The following is a 15597-nucleotide window of genomic DNA, read 5'->3' on the forward strand; positions in this document are numbered from 1 at the left end:
TCCGCTTTCGACCGAGAAGATCGAACCGTTAAAAGAGCCAAACATCACCGCTCTTTCAACTCCTTCCAGGCTTCGATGAACTGAAGCAACCCGCTGCCGAAAACCGTGTAACTCATTGAATCTCAAGGAGTTTTCCGTTTCGACTGCGCCGGAAGTGGGGCGAATTATAGACTTCCAGAATCTGCCGTCAACACCTATTTTCATAATTCTGTCATATCGGTCAAAAAAGCCCGAAAACACGAAGGCCGACCCTGAGGTCGGCCTTCTCATCCCCTCTACTTACAAGCTAGGGAAGGCGAATTGCGATGCTTCATGGCTTGCACGCTGCGGCCAGCGCTGGGTGATGGCCTTGCGACGGGTATAAAAGCGCACGCCATCCGGACCATAAGCGTGAAGGTCGCCGAACAGCGAACGCTTCCAGCCGCCGAAGCTGTGATAAGCCACCGGTACCGGCAGAGGCACGTTGACGCCAACCATGCCGACTTCGATCTCGTCGCAGAACAGACGCGCCGCTTCACCGTCACGGGTGAAGATGCAGGTGCCATTACCGTATTCGTGATCGTTGATCAGTTGCATCGCCTCTTCCAGGCTGTTGACGCGAACGACGCACAGTACCGGGCCGAAGATCTCTTCTTTATAGATGCGCATCTCAGGGGTGACGTTGTCGAACAGGCAGCCACCGAGGAAGAAGCCTTCTTCATGACCGGCGACGCTCAGACCACGACCGTCAACCACCAGGGTCGCGCCCGCCGCCACGCCGTCATCGACATAACCGCTGACCTTGTCACGCGCCTGACCGGTGACCAGCGGCCCCATATCCAGACCACACGAAGTACCGGCACCGATTTTCAGCGCCTTGATCTGCGGCACCAGTTTGGCCACCAACGCATCCGCCACCTGGTCACCGACGCACACCGCCACCGAGATCGCCATGCAACGCTCGCCGCAGGAACCGTAAGCCGCGCCCATCAGTGCGCTGACCGCGTTGTCCAGATCGGCATCCGGCATCAGCACCGCGTGGTTCTTCGCCCCGCCCAGTGCCTGAACGCGCTTGCCGCGCTTGGTGCCTTCGGCGTAGATGTATTCGGCAATCGGCGTCGAACCGACGAAGCTCAGTGCTTTGACTTCCGGTGCTTCGATCAGCGCGTCGACCGCAGTCTTGTCGCCATGCACCACGTTCATCACGCCTTTCGGCAGACCGGCTTCCAGCAGCAGCTGAGCAATCAGCAGCGTGGAGCTTGGATCACGCTCGGACGGCTTGAGGATGAAGCAGTTGCCGCAGACGATCGCCAGTGGGTACATCCACAGCGGCACCATGGCCGGGAAGTTGAATGGAGTGATACCAGCCACCACGCCCAGCGGCTGGAAGTCCGACCAGGCATCGATATTCGGGCCGACGTTGCGGCTGTACTCGCCCTTGAGGATTTCCGGGGCGGCGCAGGCGAACTCGACGTTCTCGATACCGCGCTTCAGCTCACCAGCTGCGTCTTCGAGCGTCTTGCCGTGCTCTTCGCTGATCAATTGCGAGATACGCGCTTCGTTCTGCTCCAGCAGTTGCTTGAAGCGGAACATCACTTGGGCACGTTTGGCCGGCGGTGTGTTGCGCCACGCCGGGAAAGCAGCCTTGGCGGCATCGATGGCTTTCTGAATGGTTGCCTGGCTGGCCAGTGGCAACTTGTGGATCGCCTGACCCGTGGACGGGTTGAACACATCTACCGCGCGACCGTTCTCGGTCACCAGTTCGCCATTGATCAAATGCGGGATAACGCTCATCGAAAACTCCTGAATTCTTGTCAACGGATGCCCACCGGGGGCACCCGCAATTTGTAGGTATATATAGAAGGAAAATCAGTCGAGCTTGTTCAGCACTTCGCCGACCGCGTCGAACAGACGATCAAGGTCTTGCGGCTTGCTGTTGAAGGTTGGGCCGAACTGCAGGGTGTCGCCGCCGAAGCGCACGTAGAACCCGGCTTTCCACAGCGCCATACCCGCTTCGAACGGACGCACGATGGCGTCGCCGTCACGATGGGCAATCTGGATCGCGCCGGCCAGACCGTAGTTACGAATGTCGACGATGTTCTTCGAACCTTTCAAACCATGCAGCGCGTTCTCAAAGTGCGGCGCGACTTCGGCCACGCTCTGCACCAGGTTTTCCTTTTGCAGCAGGTCGAGTGCCGCCAGGCCAGCGGCGCAAGCCACCGGGTGCGCCGAATAGGTGTAACCGTGGGGGAATTCCACCGCGTATTCTGGGGTCGGCTGATTCATGAAGGTCTGGTAGATCTCGGAGCTGGCAATCACCGCGCCCATCGGGATCGCGCCGTTGGTGATTTGCTTGGCGATGCACATCAGGTCCGGGGTGACGCCAAAGCTGTCGGCGCCGAACATCGAACCGGTGCGGCCAAAGCCGGTGATCACTTCGTCGAACACCAGCAGGATGTTGTGCTGATCGCAGATTTCGCGCAGACGCTTCAGATACCCCTGAGGCGGAACCAACACGCCGGCGGAACCGGCCATTGGTTCAACGAACACGGCTGCGATGTTCGACGCATCGTGCAGTTCGATCAGCTTCAACAGTTCATCAGCCAAAGCGATGCCACCCTGCTCCGGCATGCCACGGGAGAACGCATTGCTCGCCAGTAAAGTGTGCGGCAGGTGATCGACGTCCATCATCGCCTGACCGAACATTTTGCGGTTGCCGTTGACGCCACCGAGGCTGGTGCCGGCGATGTTCACACCGTGGTAGCCACGGGCACGGCCGATCATTTTGGTTTTGGTCGCCTGACCTTTCAGGCGCCAGTAGGCACGCACCATTTTCACCGCAGTATCGGCGCACTCTGAGCCGGAGTCGGTGAAGAACACGTGGTTCAGGTTACCCGGGGTCAGGTCGGTGATTTTCTCGGCCAGTTGGAACGACAGCGGATGGCCGTACTGGAAGCCCGGCGAATAGTCGAGAGTACCCAGTTGTTTGGAGACTGCTTCCTGGATTTCCTTGCGGGTGTGCCCGGCGCCGCAGGTCCACAGACCGGACAGCGAATCGTAGATCTTGCGGCCCTTGTCATCGAACAGCCAGCTGCCTTCGGCCCCAACAATCAAACGCGGATCGCGCTGGAAGTTGCGGTTGGCGGTGTACGGCATCCAGTGCGCGTCCAGCTTCAGTTGGCTGGCCAGTGGCGACGGAGCGGTTTCAGGCATGTTCATCGGGCAAAACCTCGCAGGGCATAAGCGTCAGGGAGATAGAAAGCGTTGTTGCAGCTAAATTGCCACGCGGATAAAGTCGGTGAAATCCAACACTTCTAACCTTCAGTTAGATCATCACTAAACTTTGAGCGATCAAGCATGAGTAGCCGCCGTCCCGATCCGCTGGCCCAGGTCAGTGACTTTGATATTCGCCTGCTGCGGATTTTTCGCAGCGTTGTGGAATGTGGGGGGTTTTCAGCGGCGGAAACCGTGCTTGGCATTGGTCGATCGGCAATCAGCCAGCAGATGAGCGATCTGGAACAACGCCTCGGCCTGCGCCTGTGCCAACGCGGCCGCGCCGGATTCTCGCTGACCGAAGAAGGTCGCGAGGTCTACCAGTCAGCCCTACAGCTATTGAGTGCGCTGGAAAGTTTCCGCACTGAGGTCAACGGTCTGCACCAGCACTTGCGCGGCGAGTTGATCATCGGTCTGACCGACAACCTCGTCACCCTGCCCCACATGCGCATCACCCACGCCCTCGCCCAGTTAAAGGAACGCGGGCCGGACGTGCAGATTCAAATCCGCATGATCGCCCCCAATGAAGTCGAACAAGGCGTGCTCGATGGTCGGTTGCATGTCGGCGTGGTGCCGCAGGCCAGTGCGCTTTCCGGCCTGGAATACCAACCGCTGTACAGCGAACGCTCGCTGCTTTACTGCGCGGTCGGTCATCCGCTGTTTTATGTCGATGACAAGCAACTGGATGACGAGCGCCTGAATAGTCAGGATGCGATTGCCCCGACGTTCCGGTTGCCGGCGGACATTCAGGCGCATTACCAGGCGCTCAATTGCACCGCCAGCGCCTCCGACCGCGAAGGCATGGCGTTTCTGATTCTGACCGGGCGCTACATCGGTTACCTGCCGGATCACTACGCCAGCCTTTGGGTGCAACAGGGCCGCCTGCGTGCACTCAAGGCGCAGACGCGTTTTTATGACCTGAGCCTCGCATCGGTCACGCGCAAGGGCCGGCGCCCCCATTTGGTGCTGGAAAGCTTTCTTGAAAGCTTGGCGGCGACGCGTTGAAAGCAAGATCAAAAGATCGCAGCCTTCGGCAGCTCCTACATTTGAGGGTCCCAGCCTCATAAAGCTGAGCAAGTGGACAGCTTTTTGCAAAGCAGGATCAACCTCGATCCTCCAAACAAGAAGCGCCCCACCCATGCAGCCAGATACCGAACCGAACAGCGATCTGATCTACGGCCTCAACGACCGTCCGAAACCACCCGCCGCGATCCTCGCCGCCCTGCAACATGTGCTCGCCAGTTTTGTCGGCATCATCACCCCGCCACTGGTGATCGGCTCGGCACTCGGGTTGACCGCGCATTTGCCTTATCTGATCAGCATGGCGCTGATGGTTTCCGGTGTCGGCACGTTTATTCAGGCGCGTCGGCCGTTCGGCATCGGTGCCGGGATGATCTGTTTGCAAGGCACCAGTTTCGCCTTTCTCGGTGCGGTGCTGTCGGCGGGCTTTCTGGTCAAACAGCGTGGCGGCAGCCCGGAGGACATTCTGGCGATGATCTTCGGCGTGTGCTTTTTCGGCGCGATTGTGCAGATCGTCCTCAGCCGCTTCATTGGCCAATTGCGCCGAGTCGTTACGCCACTGGTGACCGGGATTGTCATTACGCTGATCGGTATCAGCCTGATCAAGGTCGGCATCACCGATCTGGGCGGCGGCTTCAATGCGCCGGACTTTGGCGCGCCGGGTAATCTGGCGCTGGGTGTATTTGTTTTATTGACGATCATTCTGCTCAACCGCTCAAACACACCTTGGGTGCGGCTTTCGGCGATCATCATCGGCCTGGTGCTCGGCAGTCTGGCGGCGTGGTTCAGTGGGAAACTGGTGCCGCAGCCATTGCCTGACCTGCCACTGGTGAGTTTTCCCACACCATTCAAGTTCGGATTCAGCTTCGACTGGACGGCTTTCCTGCCGGTCGCGCTGATTTATCTGATCAGCACCATCGAAACCGTCGGCGACCTCACCGCCAATTGCATGCTCGCTCGCCAGCCAATCAGCGGTCCTTCTTATATAAGCCGCTTGCGTGGCGGCGTTCTCGGTGATGGCGTGAGCTGCATGATTGCCGCGACATTCAGCGCATTCCCCAACACCACGTTTGCGCAGAACAACGGCGTGATCCAGTTGACCGGGGTTGCCAGTCGCTATGTCGGGTTGTACATCGGCGCGATTCTGTTTTGCCTCGGTCTGTTTCCAATGATCGGCGCGGTACTGCAACAGATTCCGAAACCGGTGCTCGGTGGTGCGACGCTGGTGATGTTCGGTGCGGTCGCCGCTGCTGGCGTGCGCATCCTCGCGCAGTCGCCGCTGGATCGGCGCAGCATGTTGATCATCGCCACCTCGTTCGGCCTCGGCCTGGGCATCGCCGCGCAACCGAACCTTTTGCACCTGCTGCCGAAACTGGTGCAAAACCTGTTCGACTCGGCGATCACCAGCGGTGGGCTGACAGCGATCATCCTTTGCCTGCTGCTCCCGGAAGCCAAACCGGAGGCCGCAGAAGCGCATGCACCGCTGAACAAGATCGAACAGGCGTAACGGTTTTATTGTTTGAGGACTTGTCGGATGCCTGTGGGTGCGCTATCAACGCAACTGGTTGCACCCACAGACAAAACCCGGAAGTGCCTATGACCTTTGAAGTCCCAGCTCACGGCGGCAAGCCCGCCAGCCGCATTCGTCAGAAGAACGAAGAGACCATCCTCAAAGCCGCCGAAGACGAGTTCGCCCGTCACGGGTACAAAGGCACCAGCATGAACACCATCGCCCAGAATGCCGGGTTGCCCAAGGCGAATCTGCATTACTACTTCACCAACAAACTCGGTTTGTATGTGGCGGTGCTGAGCAACATCATCGAGCTGTGGGACAGCACCTTCAACACCCTCACGGCCGAGGATGATCCGGCCGAAGCGCTGACCCGTTATATCCGCGCCAAGATGGAATTCTCCCGCCGTCAGCCGCAAGCCTCGCGCATTTTCGCGATGGAAGTGATCAGTGGTGGCGAATGCCTGACTGAATATTTCAATCAGGACTACCGCGCCTGGTTCACCGGACGGGCCGCCGTGTTCCAGGCGTGGATCGATGCCGGCAAGATGGACCCGGTGGACCCCGTACACCTGATCTTCCTGCTGTGGGGCAGCACCCAGCATTACGCCGACTTCGCCACGCAGATCTGCCGGGTCAGCGGTCGCAGCAAGTTGACCAAGCAGGATATGGAAGACGCCGGTAACAACCTGATCCGTATCATCCTCAAAGGCTGCGGCCTCACTCCTTCTATATAAGACGTTTATGCCTTTCACCCTCAGCGGTCTTTGCGAGTACCGCGAAGAGATTCGCAAAAGCCGCTTCATCACCTTCGCCGCACCGATCGGCAGCCCCGCCGACGCGCAGGCATTCTTCGAACAACACAGCGACTTGAACGCCTCGCACAATTGTTGGGCGTGGAAACTCGGCGATCAGTACCGCAGCAATGACGACGGCGAACCCGGCGGCACGGCCGGGCGACCGATTCTGGCGGCGATCGAAGCGCAGGATTGCGATCAGGTCGCGGTGCTGGTGATCCGTTGGTATGGCGGCATTCAACTGGGTACTGGTGGGTTGGCCCGGGCCTATGGCGGCGGCGCGAACAAGTGCCTGCAAACGGCGGCGAAGGTCGAGTTGATCAGTCGCGTGCCGTTGAGTTGCGCCTGTGGGTTTGCCGAGTTGGCGTTGGTGAAGTTGCGGGTGGCGGATCTCGGCGGGTTGGTGGTGGAGGAAAACTTCACAGCCAATGGCGTTGAATTGCAGTTGGCGGTAGGTGAGGCGCAGATCGACATCCTGCAAACCCAGCTCGCCGATTTGAGCCGTGGGCGAATTCTGCTCCAGCGTTAGAAGGCTGCGATCTTTTAGGGCATCCACCCAATCTGTTATTCCAATGAGTTGCCCACACCTGCTGTGCACCCGACTGTGGATAACCTGAGCACATAACGCTGTAACCCTTCTGTCACGGGGCTTTGCGCGGTTTGTTCACTTTTCGCTCAATTCGTCCGACCAAGTATAAATTTCAAACAGAAACAATCAGTTAGCGTTGTTTATCACCATTAGAAGAAAGCACCGCAGTGCTTATTCCCGGGTTTATGGCTTGCGCACAATAACTGTGGAACAACCTGTGGATAACCCGTTCATGGCTGGCGCAGTCGCAGGTTCTGCATAGGCCCGACGCTTTTGCTCGTTTTTTGATCAACTGCCCACGGGCAAAACTGGAGCCTGATCAACGGCTTTGCTCTCAATTGGTGCCGGCCACCACCACGATTCAGGCCGGGATGCTCTGCAATCGAGGCGCTGGAACAACGGTTGCGCGAGTTCCTGACTCAATGGCCAGGAAATTGCTTTATCCACAGGCACAACTCCAAGCCAGTCGAGCCTGTCATGCCCACCCCCGATACAACGCCGCGCCTGCACCTGCGCCAAATCAGCAAACGCTATCCCGGTTGCCTGGCCAACGACGCCATCGACCTGAACATCGCGCCGGGTGAAATCCACGCGCTGCTCGGTGAAAACGGCGCGGGCAAAAGTACGCTGATGAAGATCATCTACGGCGTGACCCAGGCCGATTCGGGCGAAATGCTCTGGCAAGGTCAGCGGGTGAATATTCGCAACCCGGCGCAGGCGCGGCAGTTGGGGATCGGCATGGTGTTCCAGCATTTCTCGCTGTTCGACACCCTCAGCGTGGCGCAAAACATTGCACTGGCCATGGGTGTCAAGGCCGGCACGCCGAAACAACTTGAGCCGAAGATTCGCGAAGTTTCGCGTCGTTACGGCATGGCGCTGGAGCCGGAACGACTCGTCCACAGCCTGTCGATTGGTGAGCGGCAACGGGTGGAAATCATTCGCTGCCTGATGCAGGACATTCGTCTATTGATCCTCGATGAACCGACTTCGGTGCTGACACCGCAAGAGGCCGACGAACTGTTCATCACTTTGCGTCGCCTCGCCGCCGAGGGCTGCAGCATTCTGTTTATCAGCCACAAACTCGGTGAAGTCCGCGCGTTGTGCCACAGCGCGACGGTGTTGCGCGGTGGGCGCGTAGCCGGGCATTGCGTGCCGGCCGAATGCTCGGATCAACAACTGGCGCAATTGATGGTCGGCGAAGCGGCGGCGTTGATCGGTGATTATCCAAAGGTCAGCGGCGGCGCGGCGTTTTTGCAGGTCAGTGGCTTGAACTGGCACAACCCGGATCCGTTTGGTTGCTCGCTGGCGGATATCGACTTGCAAGTGCGCAGCGGTGAAATCGTCGGCATCGCAGGGGTTGCGGGCAATGGTCAGGATGAGTTGCTCGCCCTGCTCAGCGGCGAACAAACGCTGCCGCGCGCCGAGGCGGCGACGATTCGCTTCGGTGAACAATCTGTCGCCGATTTACGCCCTGATGCACGGCGCAAACTCGGTCTGGCGTTCGTGCCCGCCGAGCGCCTCGGCCATGGCGCGGTGCCGGAGTTGAGTCTGGCGGACAACGCTCTGCTCACGGCCTTCCAACAAGGATTGGTCAGTAACGGCCTGATCCAGCGCGGCAAGGTCGAAGCCCTCGCGCAACAAATCATTCAACGCTTCGGCGTAAAAACCCCGGACACGCAAACCGCTGCGCGCAGTCTGTCCGGCGGCAATTTGCAGAAATTCATTCTGGGCCGGGAAATCCTCCAGCAACCGAAACTGCTGATTGCCGCGCACCCGACCTGGGGCGTGGACGTCGGCGCTGCCGCCACCATTCACCGCGCACTGATTGCGTTGCGCGATGCCGGTGCGGCGATTCTGGTGATTTCCGAAGACCTCGACGAACTGTTCCAGATCAGCGACCGCCTCGGCGCGTTGTGTGGCGGGAAGATATCTGCGCTGCACAACACGGCGGACACCCAACTGAGCGATGTCGGCGGCTGGATGGCCGGCCAGTTCGATGCCCCTCAACAACACGCCACGGTTTAACGGAGTTTTCAACATGCTGCTTTCCCTCGAACCCCGTGGCCAGCAATCGCGCCTGATGCTCTGGTGCTCGCCGTTGTTGGCGGCGGCGTTGACGCTCGGTTGCGGCTCGCTGCTGTTTATCGCGCTCGGCCACGACCCGCTGAAAACCTTGCACACCTTGTTGATCGCGCCGGTGAGCGACTTGTACGGCGTGTCGGAATTGCTGGTCAAAGCCCTGCCGATTCTGCTCTGCGCACTGGGGTTGGCGGTGGCGTATCAGGCGCGGATCTGGAACATCGGCGCCGAAGGTCAACTGCTGCTCGGCGCATTGGCCGGCAGTGCCTTGGCGGTGAACATCATCGATATGCAAAGCCGTTGGGCGCTGGTGCTGATTCTGCTCACCGGCACCCTCGCCGGCGCTGCGTGGGCCGGGCTGACGGCGTGGCTGCGCACGCGCTTCAACGCCAACGAAATCCTCACCAGCATCATGCTCAATTACATCGCACTGAACCTGCTGTTGTTCTGCGTCCACGGGCCATTGAAAGATCCGGCCGGATTCAACTTTCCCGAGTCGGCGATGTTCGGCGACGCCAGTCGATTACCGCTGTTGATGGAGGATGGCCGCGTGCATGCCGGGGTGTATTTCGCCCTGCTCGCACTGGTTGCGGTGTGGGTGTTGTTGCAGAAAAGCTTTGTCGGTTTCCAGATCAAAGTGCTCGGGCTGGACAAGCGCGCGGCGGGGTTTGTCGGCTTTCGCGAGAAGCGCTTGATCTGGCTGGCGCTGTTGATCAGCGGTGGGTTGGCGGGGCTGGCCGGGGTCTGCGAAGTCACGGGGCCGATCGGCCAACTCGTGCCGCAAGTGTCGCCGGGTTATGGCTATGCGGCGATCACCGTGGCGTTTCTCGGGCGGCTCAATCCGCTCGGGATTCTGTTTTCCAGTCTGCTGATGGCGCTGCTGTACATCGGTGGCGAGAGTGCGCAGATGAGCCTGAATCTGCCGCAAGCGATTACCCAACTGTTCCAGGGAATGATGCTGTTTTTTCTGCTGGCCTGTGACGTGCTGATTCTCTATCGGCCACGGCTGAAACTGCGCTGGACGCGGCGCACCTCGACCACCGCCGTAACCGCCGGAGCGCTGTGATGGATATCGATCTGCTGAGCAATATTTTCTACGCCATGGTGCGTTGCGGTACACCGCTGCTGTTGGTGGCGTTGGGTGAACTGATCTGCGAGAAGAGCGGCGTGCTCAACCTTGGGCAGGAAGGAATGATGCTGTTCGGCGCGGTCATCGGTTTTATTGTCGCGCTGAACAGCGGCAACCTGTGGCTCGGCGTGTTGTTGGCGATGCTCGCGGGGATGCTGTTGTCGTCGCTGTTTGCTCTGGTGGCGCTGGTGTTCAACGCCAATCAGGTGGCGACCGGTCTGGCGCTGACCATTTTTGGCGTGGGCCTGTCGACGTTTGTCGGGGCGGCGTGGGTCGGTAAACCGCTGACGGGATTTGAGCCAATGGCGATTCCGTATCTGAGTGACATTCCGCTGATCGGGCGGATGCTGTTTGCTCAGGATCTGTTGGTGTATCTGTCGTTCGCGCTGTTTGCGCTGGTGGCGTGGGTGATCATCAAAAGCCGTGTCGGGCTGATCATTCAAGCGGTTGGCGAGAACCCGGATGCGGCCAGTGCGATGGGCTTGCCGGTGTTGACCGTGCGCACGTTGGCGGTGCTGTTTGGCGGGGCGATGGCGGGTTTGGCCGGGGCTTATCTGTCGCTGGCGTATACGCCGATGTGGGCCGAGAACATGACCGCCGGGCGTGGCTGGATTGCCTTGGCACTGGTGGTGTTCGCCAGTTGGCGAGTGTGGCGGTTGTTGCTCGGGGCGTATCTGTTTGGCCTCGCCAGCATCCTGCACTTGGTGGCGCAGGGGTTGGGGCTGGCGATTCCGTCGAGTTTGCTGGCGATGCTGCCGTATGTCGCGACGATTGTGGTGCTGGTGTTGTTGTCGCGCGATGCGGTGAGGACACGGTTGTATGCGCCGGTGTCGCTGGGGCAGCCTTGGCAGGCAGGGCATTAATTGTTTTCTGAGCGGGCCTATTCGCGAGCCGGCTCGTTCCCACAGTAAACCGCATTCCCCTGTGGGAGCGAGCCTGCTCGCGAAAGCGTACTGACAGGCAACACCTGAGCCACGCCCCACGCCAGTTCCAAGACCAGAAAAACAATCAAGATCGAACTGGCGCCATGCAACAAGGCATACCCCTGCCAGGCCGCAAACAGAAACCGCGCCACCGCGTCATACCGTCCATAAACCCGCTGCGGATCCCGAATCCGCAGCACCGCCCACACACAAACCACCGAGCCCAACAGATTCGCCATCAACATGTGCACCGGTTGGAATGCCGGCAGTTCTCCGGGAAAATCCAGCGCGGTTAACAGCTCATGTAAAACAGCAAAACTCCACGGCGTAACAAACGCCGCCGTGACGATCAGGTCATACCAGGCACTGCCGCGCACCACGTTTCGATACTGGGTTGCCGTCCACATCATCCATGCTCCAGAAATTTGAGGAGCAACCACGGTAAAGCCTGGAGTATGCTCCAGGGTCAAGCCCTATTGAGTGCAGCACAATGCGCATCGGTGAGTTAGCCCAAGCCAGCGCCGTCAGCCGTGACGCGCTGCGTTTCTACGAGCAGCGCGGATTGATCGCGGCGCAACGCAGTGCCAACGGTTATCGCGACTATCCGTCGGAGATGGTGCAACTGGTGCTCTACATCAAGACTGCGCAACGACTGGGCTTTACCCTCGGCGAGATCGGCGCCAGCGTTGCCGCGTTGTGGAACGCGCCCGACCCGGAGAACGCCGTGGCGCAGTTGCTGCGCGACAAACTGCAACTGATCGAAACCCGCATGAGTGAACTCGACGCCTTGCGTCAGGAGTTGCAACTACGGCTCGGTCAGGCGTGTCCATTGAATCCTGAACTCTGACTTTCAAGGAACCCATCATGTCCCAGGCAAAAAACGCACTGATCATCGGCGCCTCCCGTGGCTTGGGTCTCGGTTTGGTGAAAACCCTGCTGGCCGATGGCTGGCAAGTGACGGCCACGGTGCGCAATCCGCAAAAAGCCGAGGCGTTGCAAGCGCTGGGCAACGTGCGCATCGAGAAGCTCGACATGGATGACCAGCAAGCAGTGATCGCCCTGAGTCAGCAACTCAAAGGTGAAACCTTCGACCTGCTGTTCGTCAACGCCGGAGTCAAAGGCCCGGACGTGCAAACCCCGGGCGGCGCGACACTGGCTGAAGTCGGGAAATTGTTTTTCACCAACGCCGTGGCACCGATCAATCTGGCCCAGCGCTTTGTCGGGCAGATTCGCGACGGCAGCGGCGTGCTGGCATTCATGAGTTCGGTGCTCGGCAGCGTGACCATGCCGGATGCGCCGGAGCTGGCGTTGTACAAGGCGAGCAAGGCGGCACTGAACTCGATGACCAACAGCTTCGTGACGCAATTGGGCGAGCAGAAACTGACGGTGCTGTCGCTGCATCCGGGTTGGGTGAAGACGGACATGGGCGGCGAAGGCGCTGACATTGATGTCGAGACCAGCACGCGCGGATTGGTTGACCAAGTGAATGCGTATACCGGCAAGGGCGGGCATCACTTTGTGAATTACAAGGGTGAGACCATTTCCTGGTAGGCCCACAAATCTCCATGTAGGAGCTGCCGAAGGCTGCGATCTTTTGATTTTAAAAAACAGGATCAAAAGATCGCAGCCTTCGGCAGCTCCTACAGGGGATCGTGGTGTCTGGTCGGTTGGGGCTTGCCCGTCGCAACGTTTTGTTTGAAACTCCGCACCTCGTCCATGCGGCGACCCTGGATCAGCAGACAGGGCAACACTGAGCTGGCAACCCTGAACCCAACTTTCAGAGGAGCCGGCCAAGATGCCTGCCATCCGTACCTGGTTAAAAAATCCCCTCGCCATTTTCACGTCCAACGAGCTCGATGCCCGTGGCGGTCTGGTGCTGCAAGACGGTGTGATCGTCGAAGTCCTCGCTGCCGGTCAGCAACCTTCCGCGCCATGCAATGAAGTGTTCGACGCCCGCGAACACGTGATCCTGCCGGGCCTGATCAACACGCATCACCACTTCTACCAAACCCTCACTCGCGCTTGGGCGCCCGTGGTCAATCAGCCGTTGTTTCCGTGGCTGAAAACCCTGTACCCGGTGTGGGCGCGCCTGACCCCGGAAAAACTCGCCCTCGCGACGAAAGTGGCTTTGGCTGAATTGCTGCTGTCGGGCTGCACCACCGCCGCCGACCACCATTACCTATTCCCGGACGGTCTGGAAAACGCCATCGACGTGCAAGTCGAAACCGTGCGTGAACTGGGCATGCGCGCCATGCTCACCCGCGGTTCGATGAGCCTCGGCGAGAAGGACGGTGGCCTGCCGCCGCAGCAGACCGTGCAGGAAGGTCAGGTGATTCTCGACGACAGCCAGCGCCTGATTCACGAGTACCACGAGCGCGGTGACGGCGCGCAGATCCAGATCGCTTTGGCGCCGTGCTCGCCGTTTTCGGTGACGCCGGAAATCATGTCGGCCAGCGCCGAACTGGCGAACAAACTCGACGTGCGCCTGCACACGCACCTGGCCGAAACCCTCGATGAAGAAGATTTCTGCCTGCAGCGTTTCGGCCTGCGCACCGTGGATTATCTGGACAGCGTCGGCTGGCTCGGCCCGCGCACCTGGCTGGCCCACGGCATCCACTTCAACCCGGACGAAATCGCCCGCCTCGGTCAGGCGGGCACCGGCATTTGCCACTGCCCGAGTTCGAACATGCGCCTGGCTTCCGGCATTTGCCCGAGTATCGACCTGACCGACGCTGGTGCGCTGTTTGGCCTGGGCGTCGACGGTTCGGCGTCCAACGATGCGTCGAACATGATCCTTGAAGCGCGTCAGGCGCTGTACATCCAGCGCCTGCGTTACGGTGCCGAAAAGATCACTCCGGAACGCGTGCTGGGCTGGGCGACCAAGGGTTCGGCAAACCTGTTGGGGCGTACTGACATTGGCGAACTGGCGGTGGGCAAGCAGGCGGATCTGGCGTTGTTCAAGCTCGATGAGCTGCGCTTCTCGGGTAGCCATGATCCGATTTCGGCGTTGCTATTGTGCGGCGCAGATCGGGCTGATCGGGTGATGATTGGTGGCAAGTGGCGTGTCATCGATGGTCAGGTTGAAGGGCTGGATCTCAAAGGTCTGATCGCTGATCACAGCCAGGCGGCGCGTCAGTTGATTGCTGGTACCTGATCTTTCCCAATCTGATCGTTCCCACGCTCTGCGTGGGAACGATCATCCGTCGTTAGAGGCCCAGCAAGGACAACATGATAAACGTCGCAAACAACACGAAGTGCGTCATGCCTTCGATGGCATTGGTCTCGCCGTCATTGAGGTTGATCGCGCTGACGATCAGCGTCAGGAAAATCATCACCGTCTGCACCGGTGTCATCGCCATCTGAAACGGCTGGCCGGTATACAGCGCCATCGCCTCCATCACCGGCACAGTCAGGATCACCGTCGACAGTGACGCGCCCATCGCAATATTGACCACCGACTGCATGCGGTTGGCCAATGCGGCGCGCAACGCGGTCAAAATCTCCGGTGCGGCCGAGATCGCCGCCACCAGAATCGCCGTGATCACCGGCGGCGCCCCCGTGCCTTCCAGGCCCAGATCGAGGGTCTTGGACATCACCTCGGCCAGTGCGCCGATCACCACTACACCCGCGACCAGAATCCCGATCGACAGCGCCAGGCTGACCGGTTTCGGCTCCTGCTCCATCGGCTCTTTTTTGCGGCGTTTGTCCGGGTAGCTGTAGCTGAAAAAGTAGCTGTGCGGGCCAACCTGCATGCGCAGGAACAACGCGTAAAGCACCACCATCGCGCCGATGGTGAACGCCGAATAAATCTTCCAGTTGGCCTCGGGAATGAACTCCGGCACCACCATCGACACGCCCATGGCGGTGAGGATCATCACGCTGTAGCTGCGCGCCGAATCATCGTTGTAGGACTGCTCGCCGTGCTTGATCCCGCCCATCAGCGCGGCGAGGCCGAGGATGCCGTTGATGTCGAGCATCACTGCGGAATAGATGGTGTCGCGCACCAGCGTCGCCGAGGCTTCGTTGCTCATCATGATCGCCAGGATCACCACTTCCACCAGCACGGCGGCCAGGGTGAGGATCATCGTGCCGTAGGGATCGCCGACTTTTTCCGCCAGCAGTTCAGCTTGATGGGCGACACGCATCGAGGCGGCGACGATGAACGCGATCAGCACCAGACCTGAAATCAGCGCGACCATCTGGCCGCTGTGCAGCATCCAGTGTTCTAGTGGATAAGCGACGAGTGCGGCGAGCAGGGCCAGCACAAGAAAGCTTTCTTGCTTGAGGATATTGAGCAT

Annotated in this window: 14 protein-coding genes; 10 read left to right on the forward strand and 4 right to left on the reverse strand. The window is 59.7% G+C overall.

Going from position 1 to position 15597, the window contains the following annotated elements; all coding sequences use genetic code 11:
* Window positions 1-279 precede the first annotated feature (279 nt).
* A complete protein-coding gene (locus ACIOVB_RS14520) occupies window positions 280-1773 on the reverse strand; it encodes a CoA-acylating methylmalonate-semialdehyde dehydrogenase (protein ID WP_187681302.1) in 1494 nt (497 codons plus the stop codon).
* Window positions 1774-1848: 75 nt separating this feature from the next.
* Window positions 1849-3198, reverse strand: coding sequence for an aspartate aminotransferase family protein (locus ACIOVB_RS14525; RefSeq protein ID WP_401268707.1), 1350 nt, complete (start codon window positions 3196-3198; stop codon window positions 1849-1851).
* A gap of 138 nt (window positions 3199-3336) precedes the next feature.
* Here ACIOVB_RS14525 and ACIOVB_RS14530 point away from each other — a divergent pair, with 138 nt between their 5' ends.
* The 7 genes from ACIOVB_RS14530 to ACIOVB_RS14560 all read left to right on the forward strand — a co-directional run bounded on the left by ACIOVB_RS14530 (window position 3337) and on the right by ACIOVB_RS14560 (window position 11239).
* Window positions 3337-4257 carry a LysR family transcriptional regulator gene (locus tag ACIOVB_RS14530; RefSeq protein ID WP_187681304.1) on the forward strand — a complete coding sequence of 307 codons (921 nt, stop codon included), beginning with the start codon at window positions 3337-3339 and terminating at the stop codon, window positions 4255-4257.
* Between the two features lie 133 nt (window positions 4258-4390).
* The gene (locus ACIOVB_RS14535; protein ID WP_401268710.1) at window positions 4391-5779 is read left to right on the forward strand and encodes a uracil-xanthine permease family protein; all 1389 of its coding nucleotides are present in this window, start codon (window positions 4391-4393) and stop codon (window positions 5777-5779) included.
* A gap of 89 nt (window positions 5780-5868) precedes the next feature.
* Window positions 5869-6519, forward strand: a complete 651-nt coding sequence (locus ACIOVB_RS14540) for a TetR/AcrR family transcriptional regulator (protein ID WP_187681306.1) — start codon at window positions 5869-5871, stop codon at window positions 6517-6519.
* Window positions 6520-6526: 7 nt separating this feature from the next.
* Entirely contained in the window at window positions 6527-7108 is a 582-nt protein-coding gene (locus ACIOVB_RS14545; RefSeq protein WP_401268713.1) for an IMPACT family protein, read from the forward strand.
* Between the two features lie 537 nt (window positions 7109-7645).
* Window positions 7646-9193: an ABC transporter ATP-binding protein gene (locus ACIOVB_RS14550; RefSeq protein WP_401268715.1), complete on the forward strand. Its 1548-nt coding sequence runs from the start codon at window positions 7646-7648 to the stop codon at window positions 9191-9193.
* 13 nt (window positions 9194-9206) lie between these two features.
* On the forward strand, window positions 9207-10313 hold the full coding sequence (locus ACIOVB_RS14555; RefSeq protein WP_401268716.1) for an ABC transporter permease: 1107 nt from the start codon (window positions 9207-9209) through the stop codon (window positions 10311-10313).
* Entirely contained in the window at window positions 10313-11239 is a 927-nt protein-coding gene (locus ACIOVB_RS14560; protein WP_401268718.1) for an ABC transporter permease, read from the forward strand. Before ACIOVB_RS14555 ends, ACIOVB_RS14560 begins: the two co-directional genes overlap by 1 nt.
* Before the next feature lie 17 nt (window positions 11240-11256).
* On the opposite strand, the gene ACIOVB_RS14565 is transcribed toward ACIOVB_RS14560, so the two are convergent.
* Window positions 11257-11706, reverse strand: coding sequence for a hypothetical protein (locus ACIOVB_RS14565; RefSeq protein ID WP_401268824.1), 450 nt, complete (start codon window positions 11704-11706; stop codon window positions 11257-11259).
* Window positions 11707-11789: 83 nt separating this feature from the next.
* Here ACIOVB_RS14565 and ACIOVB_RS14570 point away from each other — a divergent pair, with 83 nt between their 5' ends.
* The 3 genes from ACIOVB_RS14570 (at window position 11790) to ACIOVB_RS14580 (ending at window position 14453) form a co-directional block, all read left to right on the forward strand.
* Window positions 11790-12146, forward strand: coding sequence for a MerR family transcriptional regulator (locus ACIOVB_RS14570; protein WP_401268721.1), 357 nt, complete (start codon window positions 11790-11792; stop codon window positions 12144-12146).
* A gap of 17 nt (window positions 12147-12163) precedes the next feature.
* The gene (locus ACIOVB_RS14575) at window positions 12164-12850 is read left to right on the forward strand and encodes an SDR family oxidoreductase (RefSeq protein ID WP_401268724.1); all 687 of its coding nucleotides are present in this window, start codon (window positions 12164-12166) and stop codon (window positions 12848-12850) included.
* 244 nt (window positions 12851-13094) lie between these two features.
* Window positions 13095-14453 carry an 8-oxoguanine deaminase gene (locus tag ACIOVB_RS14580; RefSeq protein WP_401268726.1) on the forward strand — a complete coding sequence of 453 codons (1359 nt, stop codon included), beginning with the start codon at window positions 13095-13097 and terminating at the stop codon, window positions 14451-14453.
* 52 nt (window positions 14454-14505) lie between these two features.
* Here the strand turns inward: ACIOVB_RS14580 and ACIOVB_RS14585 are convergent, their stop codons facing one another.
* Window positions 14506-15597 carry a calcium:proton antiporter gene (locus ACIOVB_RS14585; RefSeq protein ID WP_401268728.1) on the reverse strand — a complete coding sequence of 364 codons (1092 nt, stop codon included), beginning with the start codon at window positions 15595-15597 and terminating at the stop codon, window positions 14506-14508.

Source organism: Pseudomonas sp. NPDC087639 (assembly GCF_044743385.1).
Taxonomy (GTDB): Bacteria; Pseudomonadota; Gammaproteobacteria; order Pseudomonadales; family Pseudomonadaceae; genus Aquipseudomonas.